This is a genomic window from Amycolatopsis tucumanensis, assembly GCF_021654135.1.
Lineage (GTDB): Bacteria > Actinomycetota > Actinomycetes > Mycobacteriales > Pseudonocardiaceae > Amycolatopsis_E > Amycolatopsis_E tucumanensis.
Window position 1 is genome coordinate 102693 of the sequence record NZ_JAKGSD010000022.1, and the last position, 21783, is coordinate 124475.

22 protein-coding genes and 1 pseudogene are annotated in these 21783 nt (G+C 69.6%); 12 read left to right on the plus strand and 11 right to left on the minus strand.

Annotated features, from left to right (window positions below; all coding sequences use genetic code 11):
• Positions 1-13 precede the first annotated feature (13 nt).
• From L2C96_RS22285 to L2C96_RS22295, 3 genes are read right to left on the minus strand one after another with little or no spacing between them, the layout of a single operon-like run.
• Entirely contained in the window at positions 14-2203 is a 2190-nt protein-coding gene (locus tag L2C96_RS22285; RefSeq protein WP_237337604.1) for a TrbL/VirB6 family protein, read from the minus strand.
• Between the two features lie 3 nt (positions 2204-2206).
• Entirely contained in the window at positions 2207-2575 is a 369-nt protein-coding gene (locus L2C96_RS22290; RefSeq protein ID WP_237337605.1) for a pilin, read from the minus strand.
• Entirely contained in the window at positions 2566-3522 is a 957-nt protein-coding gene (locus L2C96_RS22295; RefSeq protein WP_237337606.1) for a sigma-70 family RNA polymerase sigma factor, read from the minus strand. The genes L2C96_RS22290 and L2C96_RS22295 overlap by 10 nt, the downstream gene beginning before the upstream one ends.
• Before the next feature lie 678 nt (positions 3523-4200).
• Here L2C96_RS22295 and L2C96_RS22300 point away from each other — a divergent pair.
• The 8 genes from L2C96_RS22300 to L2C96_RS22330 all read left to right on the plus strand — a co-directional run bounded on the left by L2C96_RS22300 (position 4201) and on the right by L2C96_RS22330 (position 10774).
• Positions 4201-4914, plus strand: coding sequence for a hypothetical protein (locus tag L2C96_RS22300; protein ID WP_237337607.1), 714 nt, complete (start codon positions 4201-4203; stop codon positions 4912-4914).
• Positions 4915-4982: 68 nt separating this feature from the next.
• The gene (locus L2C96_RS22305) at positions 4983-6095 is read left to right on the plus strand and encodes a TRM11 family SAM-dependent methyltransferase (RefSeq protein ID WP_237337608.1); all 1113 of its coding nucleotides are present in this window, start codon (positions 4983-4985) and stop codon (positions 6093-6095) included.
• A complete protein-coding gene (locus tag L2C96_RS22310; RefSeq protein ID WP_308191172.1) occupies positions 6082-6669 on the plus strand; it encodes a VUT family protein in 588 nt (195 codons plus the stop codon). The genes L2C96_RS22305 and L2C96_RS22310 overlap by 14 nt, the downstream gene beginning before the upstream one ends.
• Positions 6666-7529 (plus strand): deazapurine DNA modification protein DpdA family protein, encoded by an 864-nt coding sequence (locus tag L2C96_RS22315; protein WP_237337610.1) that lies wholly within the window; start codon positions 6666-6668, stop codon positions 7527-7529. The genes L2C96_RS22310 and L2C96_RS22315 overlap by 4 nt, the downstream gene beginning before the upstream one ends.
• A complete protein-coding gene (locus tag L2C96_RS22320; protein WP_237337611.1) occupies positions 7519-8799 on the plus strand; it encodes a DNA cytosine methyltransferase in 1281 nt (426 codons plus the stop codon). Before L2C96_RS22315 ends, L2C96_RS22320 begins: the two co-directional genes overlap by 11 nt.
• A gap of 109 nt (positions 8800-8908) precedes the next feature.
• Positions 8909-9109 (plus strand): hypothetical protein, encoded by a 201-nt coding sequence (locus tag L2C96_RS22325; RefSeq protein WP_237337612.1) that lies wholly within the window; start codon positions 8909-8911, stop codon positions 9107-9109.
• A 24-nt stretch (positions 9110-9133) separates the two neighbouring features.
• The gene (locus tag L2C96_RS45355) at positions 9134-9451 is read left to right on the plus strand and encodes a helix-turn-helix domain-containing protein (RefSeq protein WP_345075256.1); all 318 of its coding nucleotides are present in this window, start codon (positions 9134-9136) and stop codon (positions 9449-9451) included.
• Between the two features lie 75 nt (positions 9452-9526).
• The gene (locus L2C96_RS22330; protein ID WP_237337613.1) at positions 9527-10774 is read left to right on the plus strand and encodes a tyrosine-type recombinase/integrase; all 1248 of its coding nucleotides are present in this window, start codon (positions 9527-9529) and stop codon (positions 10772-10774) included.
• Between the two features lie 62 nt (positions 10775-10836).
• Here the strand turns inward: L2C96_RS22330 and L2C96_RS22335 are convergent, their stop codons facing one another.
• From L2C96_RS22335 to L2C96_RS22355, 5 genes are all read right to left on the minus strand, one after another.
• On the minus strand, positions 10837-11559 hold the full coding sequence (locus tag L2C96_RS22335) for a YwaF family protein (protein ID WP_372491251.1): 723 nt from the start codon (positions 11557-11559) through the stop codon (positions 10837-10839).
• 118 nt (positions 11560-11677) lie between these two features.
• The gene (locus tag L2C96_RS22340; RefSeq protein WP_237337615.1) at positions 11678-13429 is read right to left on the minus strand and encodes a hypothetical protein; all 1752 of its coding nucleotides are present in this window, start codon (positions 13427-13429) and stop codon (positions 11678-11680) included.
• Positions 13430-13516: 87 nt separating this feature from the next.
• Entirely contained in the window at positions 13517-13759 is a 243-nt protein-coding gene (locus L2C96_RS22345) for a CDGSH iron-sulfur domain-containing protein (protein WP_237337616.1), read from the minus strand.
• A gap of 20 nt (positions 13760-13779) precedes the next feature.
• Complete coding sequence (locus tag L2C96_RS22350; protein ID WP_237337617.1) at positions 13780-13986, minus strand: heavy-metal-associated domain-containing protein; 207 nt, start codon at positions 13984-13986, stop codon at positions 13780-13782.
• A gap of 116 nt (positions 13987-14102) precedes the next feature.
• On the minus strand, positions 14103-14633 hold the full coding sequence (locus L2C96_RS22355; protein WP_272883076.1) for a DUF4396 domain-containing protein: 531 nt from the start codon (positions 14631-14633) through the stop codon (positions 14103-14105).
• A 341-nt stretch (positions 14634-14974) separates the two neighbouring features.
• Here L2C96_RS22355 and L2C96_RS22360 point away from each other — a divergent pair, with 341 nt between their 5' ends.
• The 4 genes from L2C96_RS22360 to L2C96_RS22375 are packed head-to-tail and all read left to right on the plus strand — an operon-like array spanning position 14975 to position 18801.
• A complete protein-coding gene (locus tag L2C96_RS22360) occupies positions 14975-15256 on the plus strand; it encodes a metal-sensitive transcriptional regulator (RefSeq protein ID WP_237337619.1) in 282 nt (93 codons plus the stop codon).
• Between the two features lie 31 nt (positions 15257-15287).
• Positions 15288-15494 (plus strand): heavy-metal-associated domain-containing protein, encoded by a 207-nt coding sequence (locus L2C96_RS22365; protein ID WP_237337620.1) that lies wholly within the window; start codon positions 15288-15290, stop codon positions 15492-15494.
• Positions 15495-15522: 28 nt separating this feature from the next.
• The gene (locus L2C96_RS22370) at positions 15523-16488 is read left to right on the plus strand and encodes a DUF8832 domain-containing protein (protein WP_237337621.1); all 966 of its coding nucleotides are present in this window, start codon (positions 15523-15525) and stop codon (positions 16486-16488) included.
• Positions 16489-16506: 18 nt separating this feature from the next.
• Positions 16507-18801 carry a heavy metal translocating P-type ATPase gene (locus L2C96_RS22375; protein ID WP_237337622.1) on the plus strand — a complete coding sequence of 765 codons (2295 nt, stop codon included), beginning with the start codon at positions 16507-16509 and terminating at the stop codon, positions 18799-18801.
• 573 nt (positions 18802-19374) lie between these two features.
• Here L2C96_RS22375 and L2C96_RS22380 read toward each other — a convergent pair.
• From L2C96_RS22380 to L2C96_RS22390, 3 genes and pseudogenes are all read right to left on the minus strand, one after another.
• Entirely contained in the window at positions 19375-19956 is a 582-nt protein-coding gene (locus L2C96_RS22380; RefSeq protein WP_237337623.1) for a hypothetical protein, read from the minus strand.
• Positions 19957-19968: 12 nt separating this feature from the next.
• Positions 19969-21138, minus strand: a complete 1170-nt coding sequence (locus tag L2C96_RS22385; RefSeq protein ID WP_237337624.1) for a VldE C-terminal domain-containing protein — start codon at positions 21136-21138, stop codon at positions 19969-19971.
• 337 nt (positions 21139-21475) lie between these two features.
• A pseudogene (locus L2C96_RS22390) lies at positions 21476-21783 on the minus strand (MFS transporter); the annotation flags it as partial.

Consider the following 21783-nt stretch of genomic DNA (forward strand, 5'->3'; position numbering starts at 1 on the left):
GGCGAACACAACCTCACTTCCTCTTCCTGGCGCCCCGGCGGCGGGGCAGGTCCAACGGCAACGGCAGCTGCGTGCCCGGCCGCGGCTTCCGCACCGGAGTGCTCTCGCTCGGCGAAGGCTGGGGTTTGGGTTGGCGGCGCACGGCGAGGGGGAGTGGGTACTGGCCCGAGGCCAGTGGCCGGTTGCCGGTGTAGGCGTCGGGCTGGGGGCGGCGCGGGGCGCGGGCGGCCGGGTTGATCTGCCCGGACGGGGTGAGCAGGCCGGGCCCGGTCTGCCGCGGCGGCGGGACAGTGGGTTCGTCGGCCAGGGGGCGGCGAGCGGGTCGCGGTGGTGCGGGGCGCAGGTGGATCGGGAGCATCCCCGCGCTGGGCGCCACCAATGCCTGGGGCAGCCGCGCGGGTGGGCGCGCGTGGCGGTTGATCCGCCCGTCCGGTGTCAGCAGCCCGGGCTGCGGAACCGGCGAAGGAGGCTGGGTGGGGTCGTCGGCGAGCGTGCGGCGCCCGACCCGGTCCGGGTCGTACCGCGTGGTGATCGGCAACCCGAGCTGATCGGCTGGCAGCGCGTGCGGCAGTACGTCCGGTGGCAGCGCCCGCGGGTTGGGCGACACCTCCCGCTCGTCACCGGACCCGCTCGCGGTGAACAGCGACAGCTGCCCGCGACCCGGCCTGCGCTCCGACCCGCGCGCCGTGGTGGGCACCTCGCTCAGCCGGGGCGAGCGTGGGGCGGGGGAGCGGGTGCGGCGCAGCCGCAGCGGCAGCATGAACTGGCCCGACCGGGTCGCCGGAGGATCCGCCGCAGCGCCCCCACCACCACTTGGCCGCTTGCTTCCCTTCCGGCCGAGGGCGGTGCCGGCGCCGCTGAGCAGGCCCATCGTCTTATAGGCGATCAGGCCGCGGGCGAGGGAGCCGAGTAGCGAGCGGCGCCCGGTGCGCAGCGGTGCCAGGCACCAGAACGGGATCTTGATGAGCACCCACATCAGCGCCAGGCACAGCAGCAGGTTCACCAACCCTGACAGGGTCGGCCCGAACACGGTGAACCCGCCCGGGGCGAAGAACACCCGCAGCGCCACGACCATCGCAAGCGACTGCCCGATCTGGATGGCCAGCACCCCGCCGAAGGCCTTCCACCATGCCTGCGCGATGCCCTCGGTATGGGGGAGGGCGTGCCACATCAGCGCGATCGGGGCGGCCGCGATCAGCAGCACGGTGAGCATCACCCGGACGATGAAGGTGAGCAGCAGGACCACGACCATCACCGCGAGCGCGAGCCCGATGAAGATCAGCCACAGCCCGCCGCCGTTGAGCGCGCCGAGCACCATGTCGGTCAGCGCCTTGCCCGCGGTCTGCGGGTTCACGCCCTCGCCCATGACGGCCTGGGCGAGCGCGTTGGCGATCTGGATCGCCTTGGTCGCCACGAACAGCGACAGCGTCCCGGCGAGGAACCCGATCGCGACCCGGGGTGCGATTTCCTTGATGGTGTAGCGGGTCTGCAGGGTCTCGTAGCCCATCACGACGATCCCCGCGACGACCACGATGATGACGTAGACGGCGAGCAGGATCCGCCACGACTCGGCCCACAGCTGTCCGACACTCGGCAGCGCCGACGGCTCCGGGGTGGTCAGCAACGTCTTCCCGAGGAGCTCGAGCAAGGGGTTGAGTGCGTCGGTCACCACGGTGCGGAAGAAGTCGTCGATCGCTTCGGTGACGCAGGCGACCGGATTGGTGATGCCGCACGAGTCCTCGCCCTCCCCATCCTGCCCAGGCACCGGTGTCTGGCCCGGGCCGCCGGGTTCGAGCGGGGTCGGCTGTGGGATGCAGTTCGGCCCCTCACACGACGGAGGCGGGGTGGGTGTGGGTGTGCCGGTGCACTCGGGCATCAAGGCGCCGGGGAAGCACGACACCGGCGGCGTCGACGGGGCCGGCACCAGCGGTGTACTCGGCACCCCCGAGGGCGGCGGTGGGTTGCCGGTCGGCAGCAGGCATGCCGGGTCGGTCGAGCCCGGTGTGCACGACGGGTCGGTCGGCGGGAGCGGCAACGGCGGCGGTTGCGCCGGAGCGACTGCGACCGCGGTGGCATGCGGTGTCGAGCTCGTGGTGGCGAACGAGAGTCCGGCCAGCGCCGCCAGCAGCGGCACCAGCACCGCGAGCGTGCGCGCCGCACGCCGTCGGGGCGGTTGCGGCGGGTGGGTGGATGGGGTGGTCATGGCTTACACCCCGCCCACGATGCCCTTGAGGATCTCGACCACGAGCGGGGCGAGCGCGGCCAGCCCGAAGCCGATGCCGGCGGCCTTGAACGCGCCCTTGGCCTTCTCCACCTCGCCGGGATCACCGGAGGCCATCAGGTAGCGCAGCCCGCCGATCGTGAGGAACACGACCGCGACCCCAGCGAGGATGCCCATGATCCAGTTGCGGATGTTGTTGAGCACCTCGTCGACCGTCTGCGCGAGCGCGATGATGCGCACCGTCTCCGCCCGGGCGGCCGGGGAAGTCAGCAGCACCGCAGCGGTGAGGAGCCACGCCGTGAGCAGCGCGACCCGGCGAAGACGACGGTGGCAGTGGTGTGGGTTCAGTCGCATGAGCGGGCCTCCCGACGGGTGTGCGCGGCCGGGCCCGAGGTGGCGTCGTGGGTGCGGGCTCGGCGGTCTGCGGGCAGGCGGGTCCCGCGTGAGGCAATGCGAGATTGCGGGTCGTTCGGAGACACTTGTGCGCGCACTTTCCTCGACGCTGCGGCCTCCGCGCGGGTCGCGTTGCGTCGCCGGATTCGGCGAGTTCTGCCCGCCGACGCAGCGGTACCGGTGTGTTGTTCGGCGAGGTAGGCGCGGAGGCGGTGCTCGGCCCGGATGCGGCTCTTCTGGACCGTCTTGTACGGCAGCCCGCGCGCCTGCGCCGCCTCGGCGAGCGGCACGTCACCGACACGCGTCTCGGAGATGAGCCCGGCTTCCTCGGCGGTGATCACGCCCGCCTTCACCGCCGCGGCGAGGACCAGATCCGGGTGGCCTTCCGGACGCGGCGGCGGGCCGGAATCGAAACCCAGATCGCCCGCCGGGATCGGACCGCCGGCGGCCTCGTGCAGCGCCAGCCGTCCCTCCCGGTAGGCGGCCCAGTACAGCCGCGCCAGGATCGCCGGCCGGCCCAGATCGACCTCGCGCAACTCGTGCAGAAACCCGGTCAGCACGGCCGCGTTGAGGTCATGAGTGTCACCGGTGAACCGGCGCGTCACGATCGCCGCAGCCCGCAACAACACGGGCAGCGCCAACCCGACGCACGCCACCGTCCAGGTACCGCCCTCGGCGCGTGCTCGTCTGATCAAGTACGCCCACGCCGCGTCGCGCGTGGCCTGGGCGCAACCCCGCCTGAGCAGCACCGCGCCCAACTCGTCCAGCGGCACCGGGCGCGGCGGCAACCCCGCGATTTCGCGACCGTCCACCGACACCGGGTTCGGTCCGGTCACCAGCCACGCGAAACTGGTCCGCGCGGTCGCGAACACGTCCGAATCCCGGACGAAATCCGGGTTGGCGCGCACGTAGTAGCTCGGCTCGCGGGCCGGATTCGGGCGCGAAGAAGAATTCATGACAGCTCCCCGAAGAATCGGCTCTTTCGTGTGTTGTCAGGAAGCCACGCCGGGCGCCTCAAAACGGCCTCAAAACCGCCTCTGCGGCGCGACAAAAGTGCCTCAAAGCCGCCTCATTCGTTCTCGGACGATTTGGAATAGATGATCTCTGGTCAGGCTCATCGGTATGCCGACCTGCGGAAAGAGAGTGATGCCTCAAGGTGATTCGCGGCGTAGCGGGGCTCCAAAGACGAAGGCGCGAATGTTGTCGAGGGTCGAGGGAAACGCGTGGTGGCGGGCGCTGTCTCCAACACGCTGATTCTCCGGTATTGCCTCCGACAGCACGAATCAAGCCGGTTACTGGCCCGGCGTTTCTCGTCCGAGGAGGCCCCTCACATGGCCCAGCGCCCGCAGTCTCCGGACGGCCGTTCCGGCCGCCGAGGTGACTCGACCCGACCGCCGCGAACCAGGCGCGGCGGCGACCGCGTTCCCTACCCCGGAGCCGGCACTCACGACACCGCTGGGCGGGCCCGCGCGACCTCGCGTCCGGAGGGCCGGTCGACAGCGTCCCGGGCGCGCACGGCGGTGCCGATTCCGGCAACTGTCTGGAAGTCCGGGCCGGAGCCGATCGATGCGCACGAGCAGTGGCCGGTGCCGATCGTCGAGACCATCACGACCGCGCTCACTGAGCCCGGCGCGCGGGTCGTGCTGGTATCCGCCGGCACGTCGCCAACAACGGACGCGCAGCAGGCGGTGCGCGCACTCGGACGCACCGTTGGCGCCCTCGACTTCACGTCGCGCGCGGACGTCCCTGCGACGCAGTCACGACCGTTCTGGACGGGCTTCGTCACCTCGACCGGGACCGTTTCAGCGCCGCCGACGAACTTGCCACACGAAGGGGTGGCCACGGGTCCCGGTGCCCCGGCGGGACGCACTTCCGGGCGCGCGGATTTGGTGCTCGCGTCGCTGCCCGCGCGCGCCGCCGAGGCGGTGTCACTGGACCGGCTCGCCCTCTTGGCCGCGGACCGATTGCGGTGCGGCGGGATCTTCGCGGTCTACACGCACAGCGACTGGAACCCGGGCGAGCTGGCCGACCCGACCGGGGCGATCGTGGCCTCCGCGCAGCACGCCGATCTGCTCTACCTCCAGCACATCGTCACCCTGCACGCCCCGGTCCGCGAAGGCCGGCTGGACGCTGCGCCGACGCCCGCGATGGCGACCGAGTTCGCGCGAGCACGACACCGGGCGACTGTGCGCGGGCTGCCCGCGCCGCACCTACGCGTACACGGGGACGTGCTCGTCTTCGCACGCGCCGCGACCTCGCCCGCTGCTGCCGGGCACGAGCCCGATGAGGACCGCCGATGACACCGCCGTTCGCGCGCTCGCCCGAAGCCAGTCCAGCCGTTCCCCCGCGCACGGAAGGTGCCTCACCGATGTCTCACTCCGACCGTCCGGACACCACCCACACCCTCCCGGCTGGGTCACCCAACGACGGGGACGACGCGCCGACCATGCCGATCCCGCGTGCGGTCATCGACGCCCTCGACACCACACGCGAAGATGCCGCGACGGACCCGCGCATCCCCGCAGCAGGCAACCAGAGGGACACGGCCACCGCGACCGATGTCGCCGAGGACGAGGGGCTGCCGCTGTCGGTCTGGGTGACCGCGCAAACCTCTCCGGCCGCCCAGCGCAAGGGCCGCTACGTGGGCGACTCCACTGCCCATCCGGCGAAGATGCTGCCCGCGGTCGCCGCGCGCGCAATCCGGCACTACACGCGTCCCGGCGAGCTGGTCTTCGACCCCATGGCCGGGGCCGGCACGACCCTGGTGGAGGCGATCGACGCCGGGCGCCGCGCGGTCGGCGTGGAGTACGAACCGCACTGGGTCAAGGTCTGCCGCGCCAACCTCGAACTAGCCCGCGAACGCGGTCACGACCACGACGCCGAGATCGTGCACGGCGATGCCCGCCGCCTCCCGTATCTGCTCCCGGATCGCTACCGGGGGCAGGTGGCGCTGGTGGTCACCTCGCCGCCGTACGGACCGTCCACGCACGGGCAGGTCATCACCGCCGGAGACCCCAGCGGCGACGGCAAGGTGCACAAGTTCCACCACCGCTACGGCAACACCCTCGACCGCGGCAACCTCGCCAACGTCGGCCACCACCGGTTGCTCGCGGGGTTCACCCGCATCCTGGCCGGTTGCGCCGCTGTCCTGCGCCCGGGCGGGCACGTCGCCATCACGGTGCGCCCGTGGCGGGAGCACTCCGAGCTGATCGACCTGCCGTCGCAGATCATCGCCTGCGGCACGGCCGCCGGTCTGATCCCGGTCGAGCGGTGTGTGGCGCTGCTGGCTCGTGTCGCCGAGCGCGACCTCGTCGTCCGGGGAAGCTTCTTCCAGCGCGACTTCATCCGGAAACAGCGCGAGCAGGGCCTGCCACTGCATCTCATCGCGCACGAAGACGTGGTCGTGCTCCGCAAGCCCCTCGAGCCCACCGCGACCTCGTTTCCGGCACTCACCGCGGCGGCAGGCCGTGTCCGGGACTGACGTTACTGCCACGGCGGAGGCAGGATCGCCGCGGCAGGGGAGCGTAGCCGGGACGAAGCCCTGGGCGGCGCGCGCCGCGGGCTGGGGCGCGACGGGAATCCACCTGGCGGGGATCGCCGGGGCGAACTGGGCCAGTAGCAGCATTGCGGTCGTGCTGGGATCGCTCGTCATCCCGGCCGGCGCGGTCGTGGCCGGTGTGGTGCTCACGGCACGCGACGTCGTACAGGACACGCTCGGGTCGACAGCGGTGGTGGCTGCGATCGGTGGGGGCACCCTGGTCTCGCTGATCGTCGCGCCGCCCCGGCTGGTGCTCGCCAGCGCGGCGGCGTTCCTGGTCGCCGAACTCGTCGATTGGTGGCTCTACACCCGGCTCCGCCGCCGCAGCCGGTCCGCGGCGATCGCGGGGTCCAACCTCGGCGGGCTGGTGCTCGACAGCGTGGTTTTCGTGCCGTGGGCGTTCGGGTCGCTGGCGTTGCTGCCCGGGCAACTCGCCGGCAAGACCCTCGCCACAGTCACGGCCCTCGCGGCGACGGCCGCGCTGACCGCACGACGACGAGGCGGGGTGCTGCCATGAAGTTCTACCTGGGCGCCCACCAGCCCACGTGGCTGACACGCGACCTCGGGATCCCACTGCTGGTTTCGCACCGGCGCCTGGCACCCCGGCGCAGCCTGCCGCGGGCGACGGGGGAGTGGGCGCTCGACTCCGGCGGGTTCACCGAACTGTCGCTGCACGGCCGGTGGCGCACCGACGCCCGCACCTACGCCGCCGCGGTGCGCCGCTACGCCGCGGAGATCGGGCGCCTGTCCTGGGCCGCGCCCCAGGACTGGATGGTCGAGGCCCACATCCGGGCCCGCACCGGCGCCAGCTTGCGGGCCCACCAGCGCCGGACCGTGCGCAACTATCTCCAGCTGCGCGAGATGGCCCCGGAGCTGCCGTTCATTCCGGTCTTGCAGGGTGACTCCGTCGCCGACTACCACTGGTGCGCCGACCTTTACGAGCGCCACGGGGTCGCGCTGGCGAGACTGCCGTTGGTCGGCGTGGGCAGCGTGTGCCGCCGGCAGCACAGCGACCAGGTCGCGCGCATCATGCGCTCATTGCGCGAACGGGGCCTGCGCCTGCACGGGTTCGGCGTCAAGGTCGGGGGCCTGGCCCGCTACGCCGGCACGCTGGCCTCCAGCGACTCCGCGGCGTGGAGCTACAGCGGCCGCTACCAGCCGGGCTGTACCCCCAGCCACCGAACCGAGTCCAACTGCCTGCGCTACGCCCTGGACTGGCACACCCGGCTCTGCAGCACGTTGACGACCGCCCGGGCAACGGCCCGTCCCAGCGGAGCGGGAACACGGCCCACTCCGCCCACGCGACCGCGCGAGCCGAGCCACGCGCCGCGGTCGAGGCGACCGGACAACAGGCAGGAGGTGCACCATGCCCGCTGACCCGACGACACAGGCGCGAGGCGGGAGTGACGGGCTGCGATTCGTCGCGACCGAGGGCCCGGTTATCGGGTCATTGTGCACCGGCGTGGGCGGGCTCGACCTCGGCGTCGCCGCCGTACTCGGCGGGCGGATCGCCTGGTACTCCGAAGTCGACCCACACGCCTGCGCGGTCCTGGCCGCACGCGTGCCCGGCGCACCGAACCTCGGCGACCTGCGCGCGGTCGACTTCACCGCCGTCGAGCCCGTCGAAGTGCTCACCGCCGGCTTCCCCTGCCAGGACATCTCCGCCGCCGGGCGACGCGCCGGCATCGAGAAAGGCACCCGTAGTGGACTGTGGTACACCATCCTGGACGCCATTCGCGTACTGGGACCGCGGCTCGTCGTCGTGGAGAACGTCGCCGCCCTCCGCTGGCGCAACGGCGGACTCGACCGCGTACTCGCAGGGCTGGCCGAAACGGGGTATGACGCGGTCTGGCGTTGCGTACGAGCCAGCGACATCGGCGCCGCCCACCGACGAGAACGGGTGTTCTTGTGTGCCGTCCCCCAGCCGGAACGGCATCCGGATGATGCCGACCCCGCAGGCGCGCGACGGCGAGCCCCGCGGTCCCGTCGACCCGGCCCGCCGACGCGCGGGCGGGCACCAGGTCAATCTCAACGACGCGGTGGACTCGGTTCTCAATCCGGCCCGGCTGCTGCCGACACCGACGGCAGGGGACTCGCGGTCGGCCGCTATCCAGACCGTGCGGAAACCGGGACGCCCGATCCCAGCCGGATGCGTGACGCTGACCGACTCAGTACGGCTATTGCCCACACCAACTGCGTCCGACGCCAAGAACTGTACACACGCAACACACTTCGGCGGGCCGTCGCTGCCCGACCGCGCCCGTACTCTCACGAACCCGCCACGCACGGACCACGAAACCGGTTGCGCAGCATCAAAAATCGGGGGGGGGGGGGCTTCGTAGATGTCTCTCCCCGGGCGCGTGGGAGGGCGCTGCTGCCGACACCGACCGCGCACGACGGCTCCTCCAACGGAATCTCCGCCAAGTCCCGTCAAGGAGGCGCGTCTCTCCTGGAAACGCTACGCCTGCTTCCCACACCGCGCGCGACCGACGGCACGAAAGGCTGCCCGGCGCAGCGCGGCTCCAAGGGCGATCTGATGCTTCCCTCGGTCGTCATCGCCGTCACCCGCATCCCACAGGCCCAAGCGCCGGGAGGTGGTAACCATGATCGCGCGCACACCTCGCGCCCGCCGCGGCGCACAAGCTGAACCGCCACCGTTGGACTGGGGCGAGTACGCCGCAGCCGCACACCGGTGGGAGCTCATCACACAGCGATCAGCGCCATACCCCACACAAGCCGGCCGACACGGACGTCCCGTGCTCGCGCCACCTTTCGTCGAATGGCTCATGGGACTTCCACCGGGCTGGGTCACCGCCGAGCACCTCAACCTTCCCCGCACCGCGCAACTGCGTGCACTGGGCAACGGCGTCATGCCCCAGCAAGCCGCCCATGCGCTGCGTTTGCTGCTCGACGACCTCACCAGGCTTCGACTTGGACTTCGTGCCTATCGCGACTGAGGTGTGCTCAGGAGGGGCAGCAGCATGACCACCACGACCAACCCAGGAACCTCCGCTACCAACGGCCCGGGACCGGAGCACCGCGGCACTACCCCCGCACCGCCAGACGCCAGCGCCACGGCGGAACCACTTCTGTACACGCCTGCCCAGGCGGCCGAGAAACTCGCTGTTCCCGAGTCCTGGCTCCGGCGCAAGGCCGGCCTGCGCGTCATCCCGTGCACCTTCCTCGGCAAGCATCTCCGCTTCTCCGAAGCCGACCTCCGCGCCATCGTCGTGAACGGCAGCCGTCCGACGGGAGCTCAGCGGCGGCGTACGCGCCGGAAGCGTACGCGCTCTCTCTGAATCCACCGCGCCTCCAGGAGCGGAAACGAGTCTCTTTGTGCCAGGGACTGGCTCTCTGTCGCTAGTGGAGCGTTGATGGACGTCCGCGTTGACGCGGACCCCCACACCACTCGGAAGGAGTTCATCGTGCCGTGGCCCGAACCGGTCGGAGATGGAACTTGGCGAGTTCGCTACCGACGCGATGACGGCAGCAAAGGGGCTGTCCCCGGCTTCCCGGACGTGAAAGCCGCCGAAGCCTACATCACCGACATGGAGTCGGAACAACGCAAAGGAACCTGGATCGACCCGGCAGCAGGCCGGATTGTCGTTGCCGAGTGGGCGCCTGATTGGCTCGACGCGCTCGACATCGACCAGCGCACCGAGGAAAACTATCGAAGCATCGTCCGCAAGCACGTCGTCCCTCGCTGGGGGAGCACGGCCTTCAGCGACATCACCAACCTCAACGTTCGCAAGTGGGAGAAGCACCTTCGTGCCAGCGGACTGGCCAAAACGACGGTCGACGGCATCATTAAGTGCTTCTCGTTGATGCTGACCGACGCAGCGGACGAAAAGATCATCGCCACCAACCCCATCCAGGCCCGTCGCCGGGGACGGCGCCGCCGAAGTCAGCGCACACCCCGCAAGATCTGGGCCGAACCATCCGAGGTGCTGACGATCGCCGATCAGATCGCCCAGAAGTACGGTCCAGGGGGTGCGGTTCTGGCGGTGACCGCAGGCTGGACCGGAGCACGCTGGGGCGAACTCGTCGGACTGCAACGGCCGAACCTGCACCTGTTCGACGACGACACCGGCCAGTTCCTCGTCGATCCGGACATCGGATCCCTCCACGAGCCCAACACGGGGCCCCTGTTCCTGGGGCCACCCAAGACCGAGGAATCCGCCCGCATCATCACCCTGCCGCCCTTCCTGGTGCGACTGCTCCGCACACACTTGGCGAGTCACAGCCACAGGCACGTGTTCGTCACGCCGCAGAACGAACTGCACCGGCGCAGCAACTTCGCCCGCCGAGCGTTACGCCCCGCCGCCGACGGCAACGCCCACATCGCAAATCCGGCGATCCGGTTGCGCGCGGTGAAACCCGGGCTGACGTTCCACGGACTGCGGCATAGCCACAAGACCTGGATGATCGACGACGGCGTCCCCGAAATCGCCCAGGCGCTTCGCCTGGGGCACGTCCTGCCCGACAAAGTCCAGGAGACCTACTCCCACGTCGCGCGTGCAGTGGAACAGCGACTCCTCGACGCCCTCCAGTCCCGATGGGAAAAGGCCGTCGCCGACAGCGCCGCGCCGCCCGAGCGCACGATCTGGCGGGCGGCTGCTTAGCAGCCGGAGAGCTGCCGGATCGGGCTGACTTCACCCGCGCCGGCCTTCAACCCGTCCTTCGGCTAGGTTTGCACCGCGGTCGTGCACCGCGTCCATGGCAAGGTCATCAGAGCCCACGCGCCGAGAATGAGCGTGATCTCAGGGATCAGGTACCACGGCCAAGGACCCAGCACGTCCAGCAGGGAACCGGTCTCGGGTTTGCGGTTCAGGAAGCCGTAGTTGGTGCCGGTGAGGGTGTTGAAAACGAAAGCGGCGATGGCCCAGCAGGACGTGATCGCGACCGCCACCCGATAACTGTGCCACGTCGGCCGAAAGCCCAGGCCCCAGGTGAGGTAGATCGCCGCCCACACGACGAGCAGGTGCGTTCCCCAGAACACCAGGAACCCCGGATGCGGGAAGTCTGGGCCCTGCAGAACCGGCGCGACCAGGGCCTGGGTGCTCAACGCGAGGCCCCAGTAGTAGGTGAGGGCGAAGGCCCACCTGCGACGGGACCACAGAGCGTAGGCAGTCGCCAGACCGGCGAGGTCGGACAGGTGCAGGGGCAGAGACCCTTCGATGTTCCACCGCGCGGGTGTCAGAGCGTGGACCTGCATTCCCAGCTGCAGCCCCAGCAGCACCACAGCGAACGCACGGGTGAAGAGGCGATTCGCCCCCGAATCCCGGTGTTTGCGGCCGCAGATGACGAGGGCGGCCGAGCCTGTCGCGAACAACCCGAGGACCAGCCAGTGCGACAGGCCGTAGGCGGCGAATTCCCGTCCCGCCGAGCCCGGATCCACACCCCTCATTATCGCTGCTGTGCACGATCGCGAGCTTCCTCGCCCACTTTCTCGTTCAAGAAAGGGAGCGAGCCGCGGCAACTCGCTCCAGCGCGGATCGCCCCGCTGCTCCGAAGCGGTTCCGGCCCTACGGCGTGGCCTGGTGCTGCCCGGCGGCCGTCGGTTCGTCGCCGCCGAGGGCAAACGTGCCTGTCAATCGGGCGATCATCTCCTTCATTTCGAGTACGAGCTCGAGAACCGGGGTGTGCACGTCGCCCGAGACGAATTCCGACTCACATTTGTCGCGAAGGACCGGCCACAGCAGCTTGGCCAGTTCGACTTTGTCCTCCCTGAGGCCAAGTCGTTGGAGTGGCACCTTCACGTCGTAGTGGTTCGCGCGTGCCATGTGGAGTTCTGCCCGGACATCCTGCTCCCAGGTAGCAGAACTCATGCGCGGATTTCCTTGACGTTCCGCGAGCCTGGTAAGCGCAGGCAGCAGGTCATCATCGGCGAAGTTGGCGAGTTCGTACGTGTCGTCGCCCCAGACCCGGACGCGAACCAGGAAGTCCAGGTCAGCCTGGCTGATCTCGGCGTCCTGATACCGTACTTCCTCCCGGATGGCCTCCTGCAGATTCCGCCGAACCTTGTCTCGCTGGGCCGGCGTCGCGAAGTGGTTCTCCGGGTCCATCGCGATGAGCAAGGCGGTCGGTGATGCATCGAGGAGCCAACGATCTCCCAGCTTCCGGCCTACCCGCGGTGCCGCACTGTAGCGCGCGATGAGGTGAGCGTTGATCTTCGAGCTCTTGGTGTGCTGGACCCGGACGTCCTGCGGCTCCGTGATGCCGAACTCGGCGAGGAGTCGGGGGACGTGATAGCGCTCGGTCTCGCCCTCGATCAGGAGGACGACCTTCGGATGCGGCGACAGTCCCAGCTCGGCGAGCGCTCGCTCGAGGGTTTGCGCTTCCTCGAAGCGTGGCGTGAGCCGGTCGTGTTGCGGCGCGTGCCAAGACGCGCCTGTGAGGTCGGGTAGTGGCTCGACGACGCCCGCGGTGGCGAGCTCTTCGTGGGCCCTCAGGAGTACTTCGGCGGCGGTCCTCCGCCACATCGCGTCGAGTGGCTCACCGCGAAGCTTCGACCAGCCCCGGTAACTCGCGTGACGCACCAGCGGCAGCCACTTGGCCAGCGGATCGTTCTGCGCCTGCATGAGCAGGAAGTCGGCCTCTGCCTCGAGTTCGGACGGGTCGAAACCCGCGGTCCGGAGGAGCCCGGAGACATCGGCGGCAGCGCGGTACTCGCGGAGCCCCTTCTGGTCGACACCGGCCGGGAGGCTGAGCTGGCCCAGCACGCCCGGCAAGTAGGGTGTGGCCAGCGCGGCAAGGGCGAGCGTTATCCGCCGTTGCTGGGCGAGACGTCGGCGCACGCCGGGAGGTACCTGCCGGCTCGACTGCAGGAACTGGTAGTCGCTGACAGCGGCATCGACGTGCAACAACTGCCAAGACGAGTACACGAACCCGTTCCACCACGCGCTGGACTGCTCGTCCGCGGGCTGCTTGAACGGCCCGGCCGTCGAACGGTCTTCCGCGCCATCGCGAAGGCGTCCATCAGCGGCCGCTTCGAAAGTCCACCTCGTGACATTGATATTCATGCTCGGGGATACCACGGGAATGCGGCGGCCCTCGATGGCATCGTCGGTGACATGGTAAAGCGGTGGCAGGAGCCGGTGGCGGTGAAGATCCTGGAGATCGTCGAGAGTCAGGATGTGGCCGCGCTCTCGCGCCGCACGAAGGAATTCACCCGTCGTGAGCAGTCGATCCTGTGTAAAAACGTACGGGATCGTGAGAAGTGGCAGAGTGCTCACAGGTGAAGGGCAGTCGTTGTCATCCTCCGCGTTGGATGCCACGAGCGCATCCTAGCAATATGCGGGGTCTAGTTCTTGCCGAGCCGGTGAGGTGCGGGGTGTCAGGAAGTCACCCCGCACCTCACCGGTCTACGGACGGTTGTCCAGCGCCTGAGCTCGCTCGGCTGCGCTGAAACCTTGGCGCGTATGCGAGCCGTCGCAGAACGGCTTGCGGGCCGAATGCCCACAGCGGCACAGCACCTGTGTCCGGCCGGGGCCGAGCTCGTACTCGTTGTTCTCGTGGTCGACGATGCGTACCGGCCCCTTGATCTGATATGGACCGTTGTCCACCGTCTTGATGACGACGGGAGGCGTGGGCGCTTGCTCGGTCATGGGTGACGTCGCCGCCGTCGTCAGCCGACTACCGAGTAACCGACATCGGCGATCGTCTTGCGGATGGCCTCGCTGTCGATCGGCTCGTCGCTGATGACGGTCAGTTCACCGGTGGCGATGTCGACATCCACGTCCGACACGCCGTCCACGGCCGTCACCGCGTTGGTGACCTTGTTGACGCAGCCGGAGCAGGTCATGCCCTGGACGGTGTAGACGGTTGTGCTCATCGGTTTGTCCTCTCAGATCCGCTGTCTCGCGGTCGTTCACCCGCGCTCGCCCCGACTATACGACCTACCCCCAAGGGGTATCAAGGCGAGCACCGTGAGGAGGCCGCGGGCCGGGGTCAGTGGTGGTACGCGTGGGCGACCGCGTGTCCCTTGCCTCTGCCGATCAGCCACTTGTTGACCGGCATGGTCACCAGGAAGGCCACCAGGAAGGCGAAGGCCAGCGCGCCCCAGAACAGAGCGCTGTTCAGGCCCGCGTCCATGGCGCCCGGAACCACGACCATCACCGCGTTGTCGATGATCTCCATGACGGCGATCGACACGGTGTCGGCTGCGAGGGCGACCTTGAGCGCCTGCTTGAACCCGACGCCGGCGCGGAGCACGCCGCGCATGCTCAGCGCGTATCCGAAGAAGAAGGCCATTGCCACGGCGAGGATGATCGTTGGCACGGTGTGCCAGCCCAGCGCGGTGCCGATCACCATGCCGAGGATCTCGCCGATCGCGCAGCCGGTGAGGCAGTGCAGGGTCGCGGAGGCCGCCACGCCCCAGGTGGCTTGCTGGTGACCGGTGTGATGCTCGCCGCCATGGCTGGCGTGATGGGTGTGCTGATCGCCGTGCTCGTGGTGGTCGTGGTGCGACCCATGCTCCATGGAGGTGTGGTCATGCTGCTGCGCTTCGGGCACGTCGAGGCCTTTCTGTCGGTTTTGTGTAGTTCCTATACGGGGTACCCGTACGGTGCAACCGGGTTTCGGCGAACCACCTTGGTGCCCTGTTCGGCCCGCCTCGGGTGGCGGCCGATGAGCAGGTCGGACGACTAGCGGGCAGGTCGAGTGTGATCAAGGCGACGATCGCTCGCTCGGCGGCCCAGTGGACCGGGCCCTTGCGTCATATACGGGTGGGGGGTATAAATGGCTCCGTCAGGAAGTTAACTCACTACCCGTAAGGGGTATGCTGGGGAGGCTGACTGGTACAGGAGTTCAGGAGGGCTCACATGCGCGGCTACACCGGGGACAAGGACAACCTGCTCAAGCGGCTACGCCGTGTCGAGGGGCAGGTGCGTGGGTTGCAGCGGATGGTCGAATCCGACGAGTACTGCATCGACATCCTGACCCAGATCTCGGCGGCGACCAAGGCCCTGCAGTCGGTGTCGCTCGGCCTGATGGACGAGCACCTCAAGCACTGTGTGGCGGAAGCGATCGCCGAGGGCGGCGACAAGGCCGACGAGAAGGTCCGCGAGGCCAGCGAGGCGATCGCCCGCTTGGTCCGCTCCTGAACCGAAGATCACGATCAGCAGGAGGGAATCAATGTCCGAGGCTGTGTACACGGTACGCGGGATGACCTGCGACCACTGCGTCCGTGCGGTGACCGAAGAGGTCGGCAAGATCGACGGGGTGACCGGCGTCGAGGTGGACCTGCCCACCGGCAAGGTCACGGTCGCCAGCAACCAGGAGCTCAACGTCGACGACGTGCGCGCCGCGGTCGACGAGGCCGGGTACGAGCTCACTGCCTGAGCGGCAGGAGCCGGAGCAAAGGATTGCGATGAACACTGCAGCGAAGCTCTCCGCCTACGGTGCGGCGCTCGTCCTGGTCGCCGGTGGCGCCTGGGCGACCGGCACCGCAGTCGGTCCCTTCGCCGGTCAGACCGCCTCCGGTGCGGCGACCGGAACACCCGGTGGCGAGGACGCCGGGCACGGGGACGCTCACAGCGGCACCGTCGCGGAGACCGCGCAAACCGACCAGCCTGGCGGGCTGGCGTCGTCCAGGGGCGGTTACACCCTCACGCCCACCACGACCACGCTCGCCCAGGGACGTAACCAGACCTTCTCCTTCACGGTCACGGGACCGGACGGAACACCGGTGACCGCCTACGACGTGGAGCACGAGAAGCGCATGCACCTGATCGTCGTGCGCCGGGACACCTCCGGTTTCCAGCACGTGCACCCTGAGCTGGGCGCCGACGGCACCTGGACCGTGCCGCTCGACCTGCCGGTCGGCGGCAGCTACCGGGCCTACGCCGATTTCAAGCCCACCGCCGCCGAGGCGACCACCCTCGGCGTCGATCTCACGGTCCCCGGTGATTTCCGGCCGGTCGCCTACCAGCCGGCACGCGAGACCGTCGTCGACGGCTACCAGGTCCGTCTCGACGGGGACCTGAGCCCGGGACGATCGTCGAAAGTGACCCTGACCGTCAGCAAGGACGGCCGCCCGGTCACCGACCTGCAGCCTTACCTCGGCGCCTACGGTCACCTGGTGGCCCTGCGCGGCGGCGACCTTGCCTACCTGCACGTGCACCCGGAAGGCGCGCCTGGTGACGGGAAGACGCCGTCCGGGCCGTCGGTGACGTTCTTCGCCGAGGTTCCCTCGGCCGGGACCTACCGGCTGTTCCTGGACTTCCAGCACGGCGGCACGGTCCGCACGGCGGAGTTCACCATCCCCACCGCGGGCACCCCCGCGCCGATCCAGCCCCAGGCCCCAGCCGCCGGCGAGGGCCACGGCGGTCACTGACCGAGGAAGGAGACCGTGATGACCTCGACCACCCAACCTCGGTCCGCGGCCGGCGGCGAAGTCGAACTGGCCATCGGCGGGATGACCTGCGCCTCCTGCGCGATGCGCATCGAGAAGAAGCTGAACAAGCTCGACGGCGTCACCGCGACGGTGAACTACGCGACCGAGAAGGCCAAGGTCACCTTCAGCGAAGGCGTCGAGCCCGAGCAGCTCATCGCGCAGGTCGAGGCCGCGGGCTACACCGCCGAACTGCCCAAGCCTCAGCGCACTGAGGACTCCGCCGGCGACACCGCGGAGCCGGAAGATCCCACCCGGTCGTTGCGGCAGCGGCTGATCGGCTCGGTCGTGCTGTCCGTACCGGTGATCGCGCTGGCGATGATCCCGGCGCTGCAGTTCACCTACTGGCAGTGGATCTCCCTGACGCTGGCGGCGCCTGTCGTGGTGTGGGCGGCGTGGCCGTTCCACAAGGCCGCGTGGGCCAACCTGCGTCACGGCGCGGCCACCATGGACACGCTCATCTCGATCGGCACACTGGCGGCGTTCCTGTGGTCGCTCTACGCGCTGCTGTTCGGCACCGCCGGAACTCCCGGAATGGCCCACCCGTTCGAGCTGACCATCCAGCGGATGAGCGGCGACGGCAACATCTACCTCGAGGTCGCCGCGGGCGTGACCACGTTCATCCTCGCCGGCCGCTACTTCGAGGCCAGGTCCAAGCGGCGGGCCGGGGCGGCGCTGCGGGCGCTGCTGGAGCTCGGCGCGAAGGACGTCGCCGTGCTGCGCAACGGCACGGAGACCCGGATCCCGGTCGACCAGCTGGCCGTCGGAGACCGGTTCATCGTGCGGCCGGGCGAGAAGATCGCCACCGACGGCGTGATCGAGGACGGCAGTTCGGCGGTCGACGCGAGCATGCTGACCGGCGAATCGGTGCCGGTGGAGGTCGGGCCGGGCGACGCGGTCGTCGGCGCGACGGTCAACGCCGGTGGCCGCCTGGTCGTGCGGGCCACGCGCGTCGGGTCGGACACGCAGCTGGCCCAGATGGCCAAGCTCGTGGAGGACGCGCAGACCGGCAAGGCGCAGGTGCAGCGGCTGGCCGACCGGGTGTCGGCGGTGTTCGTGCCGATCGTGATCGCGCTGGCCGTCGGCTCCCTGGCCTTCTGGCTCGGTGCCGGTGGCTCGGTCGCGGCGGCGTTCACCGCGGGTGTCGCGGTGCTGATCATCGCCTGCCCGTGCGCGCTCGGCCTGGCCACGCCGACGGCGCTGCTGGTCGGTACCGGCCGCGGTGCCCAGATGGGCATCCTGATCAAGGGGCCGGAGGTGCTGGAGTCCACCCGCCGGATCGACACCGTGGTGCTGGACAAGACCGGCACCGTGACCAGCGGCCGGATGTCGCTCGTCGGGATCCACGTGGCGGACGGCGCCGACGCCGACGAGGCACTGCGGCTGGCCGGCGCGCTCGAGCACGCGTCCGAGCACCCGATCGCGAAGGCGATCGCCCAGGCGGCCCGGGACAAGCTCGGCACACTGCCCGAGGTCGAGGGCTTCACCAACGTCGAAGGACTCGGCGTGCAGGGCGTCGTCGACGGCAAAGCGGTGCTGGCCGGGCGGACGGCTCTGCTGGCCGACTGGAGCCAGCACCTGCCGGACGAGCTGGCCGCGCTCAAGGCGGCGGCCGAAGCCGAGGGCAAGACCGCGGTGGCGGTCGGCTGGGACGGCCAGGCCCGCGCCGTGCTGGTGGTGGCCGACACCGTCAAGCCGACCTCGGCCGAGGCGATCCGGCAGCTGCGGGCGCTCGGCCTGACCCCGGTGCTGCTCACCGGCGACAACGAGGCGGTGGCGAAAGCCGTCGCCGCCGAGGTGGGTATCGACGAGGTCATCGCCGAGGTCCTGCCGGCCGACAAGGTCGACGTGGTCAAGCGGCTGCAGGGAGAGAGCAAGGTCGTCGCGATGGTCGGCGATGGCGTCAACGATGCGGCCGCGCTCGCTCAGGCCGATCTCGGCCTGGCGATGGGCACCGGCACCGACGTCGCCATCGAAGCCAGCGACCTGACGCTGGTGCGGGGGGACCTGCGTGCTGCGGCGGACGCGATCCGGTTGTCCCGGCGCACACTCGGCACGATCAAGGGCAACCTGTTCTGGGCGTTCGGCTACAACGTCGCGGCCCTGCCGCTCGCCGCGGCCGGATTGCTCAACCCGATGATCGCGGGCGCGGCGATGGCGTTCAGCTCGGTGTTCGTGGTGTCGAACAGCCTGCGGCTCCGGCGCTTCCGCAGTCTCAGCGGCACGGACGCCGCGGAGAGCCAGCGGGTCGGCTGAGCGTTTGAACGGCGGGAAGGGCGTCGCTACCGAACCGGCAGCGACGCCCTTCCCGTGTTCTCACGACGGTACGCTGGTGTTGGCGTCGGCGGGGAGACTCGAAGGATGATCGCCCGCCCGAGACTCCGCGGCCCCGGAAGACCAGGGCAATGCCTGATGGAGACCAGCTATGAGCGGATCGCATCTTCCTACCTGTCGAGTGGTGCTCGATCTGCAGGGCATCCCCTGGGCGAAGGATCCCCGCACTGCGGCCACGATGTTGCGGAGCCAGCCTGGCGTCATCGACGTCGAAGTGGATCCGGAAACCGCACGGGCTGTGGTCGTCCACGACGCTGAAACCTCGCTCCCGCGATTGTGGAACTGGCTCGTGCGCTGGCGTATCGAGCCCGATGGGCCGGAGTCAGACTCGGAGCCCGAAGGGCACTCGCCGGCCAGGTGATCGAGGTAGGCGCAGGCAACCGCGGTTCCACGTTGCTCGGCCCCGGCACCGATCCGCTCATACATCCTCGCGAACCGCGGGTGCTGGAACCGCGGCAGATCCGTCATCGACGTTCGTTCCCCACGCGTCCGCGATCAGTCTCCGGGATGCAGGCGAGCGGATTCCTGCGTGACGAGCCAGCGCCCGTCGGGCTGGCGCTGGAGGACAACGTAACTCGTCTGCGGGTTCCGAGCCTCGCCCGTGGTCGCCGACCACGTCGCCTGGTAGGCGATCGTCTGCCCGGTTTCGTCGGCGAAGGCGACCTCCAGCCGGTCCACCACGGCGGTAGTGGTCTGCCCGGTCGGTGGCGCAACGACGACGAGGCCCCGGGGATTGGCCGGGTTGGTCGGCGCGAGGTACGGGAGTACCCGCCGATTCGTGCGATCGCGGTCGGCGTCGGTCAACGAATGTGCCGCGACCACATAGGCACGAGCGACCACTTCCGGCCGGGCGAAATCAAGGCCCGGCGGGATGGCGGCACCCGACTCTCCGGGTAACTGAGGCGGCCCGGAGGCGGCACGCCGCGCGTCCGGTCCGATCGGTCCGGAGGCCGTCGTCCAACTGGGTGGCGAGACCCCGCTGTCGCCGGGAGAGCCCGCCTTCGAGCCGACCAGCCACAGGAGACCGAAGCCGGCGGCGACTGCGGCCGCCGTGAGGATGCGTCGTGCGTCCCACATGGTTGGGCTCACTCATTCCGTGAAGCTGACGTGGATGTGGTCGTAATGCCCACCCGTCGGATCGGCCGTGTTGTACACGCCGCCCCCGGTGTAGCGCTCACCCCAGCCTCCTTGGTCGCCGGTCGTCGGGTCCCAGTACCTGCCTTGCCAGATCACGTACTTCACCCGCAGTGCCGCGGCATTGGCTCGCAGCCAAGCGGCCATGCGCCACCCGGCGGCGAGCGGTTCGCCCTGGGGAAAGATCCCTGCCCGATCGGGGAACACGTCACAGGCGCGACCCGACGGGTGGTCGCTCGTCGGGTTCCACGGCCGCTGTGCCCAGCACCCCGCAGAGCGGATCTGCGGGCCGAACGCCTTCTTCAGCTCCTGGTACGCGTGGGCCGTGGCAGCGGTGACGCAGCCCTTCGCACTCGTCGGGTCGGGGGAGGTGCAGCCAGCCGGGCCGCCGGTGAACGACGCTGCACCTGGTAGTGCCCCGACCTCGACTCCGTCCGGCACGGCACCGGGTGCGCCGGAGTCGGTCGGCGACGCGGTCCACCGGCTTTCGTAGTTGTGGATGTTGTCCAGGTAGCGGCGGATCAGCGATGCGCACCGCTGGTCGCATCCGGCTTCGCCTGCCTCGGGGATACCGCTGCGGCTGTTGATGACGCGGCTGCAGCCCGCAATGTGGCAGACGCTCATCGCGTCCAGCGGGTCGATCGACTTGCCCGCCTGGCGCAGGTGCAGCGTCATCGCCCGGAGGTTGCCGCACAGGAAATTGACACCCAGCGCCAGGTGGACGCTCGGATCGTAGATTTCGGATCCGGACGGAGGGGGTGTGCCGGCCCAGGGCTGACCACCGAGACTGATCCAGTTCGCTTCGTTGATCTGTAACAAGCCGGCCGCCCCGCCGTTGACGTCCTCGCTCCACGCCTCCGGGTTCCACCCGGATTCGGCCGCGACCTCGGCCAGCACACGCAGCACGCTGAGCTCGGAGCACTGCTGGTCGACCACCGTGGCGACGAACGGCAGCATCTGCTTGGCCAGGGATGGCAGCATCGCGATCGCCACCCCCGCCCTCGTGGGTGAGGGTTTGACGGGTGTTGGGCGGGCAGCCGTCATGACCGCGACGAACACCACGGGGGCAACGAGAACGGGAATACCGAGCAGGCACAGCAGCAGCACGATGTGCCGTGGGCGCATCCACACTCCCGTCCGGATCCGGGTCGCTACCGAAGGCAACCAACCGTTGGGATACTAGCTTCGATAGTAGACAAATCGGGAGGTTCGCCATCCGATCGGCGCAGTGGTGCCCGGGTCGGACGTTCTCCCTGGCGGTCGAACCGCTCGTGCTGGTGCGCACGCGGCCCGGCGGATCTGCTGCTGGTCCGCCGGGCCGCTCCCTTTTCCATGCGCAGCGTCGATGACGCTGACGCGATACTACTATCATTCGTAGTGGGTCGGTAGGGCGAGCTGAGGGTTCTCCCCAGCTCGCCCAACGGCGGAATCTTCAGGGTGTACGACGGACAGTCGTCGGGAATCAGTGGCTGCTCACCTCCTGCTTCGGCGCGGGGTCCCTGCGGGCGGTGCGGACCGTGGCCAGTGCGAGGAACCCGCCGAGGACGGCGAGTGCGGCGGCGCCGAGGAAGGCGGCGGAGAAGCCGTCGGTGAGGGCGACGGCGTTGCCGAGTTCGCCGGCGCCGGAGGAGAGGGCGACCGCGGTCATCGCGGCCAGGCCGAGCGCCGAGCCGATCTGGTAGGCGGTGTTGACGATGCCCGAGGCGAGCCCGCCTTCCTCCGGTTTCGCGCTGGAGATCGCCATGCCCAGCGACGGGATGAACGCCAGCG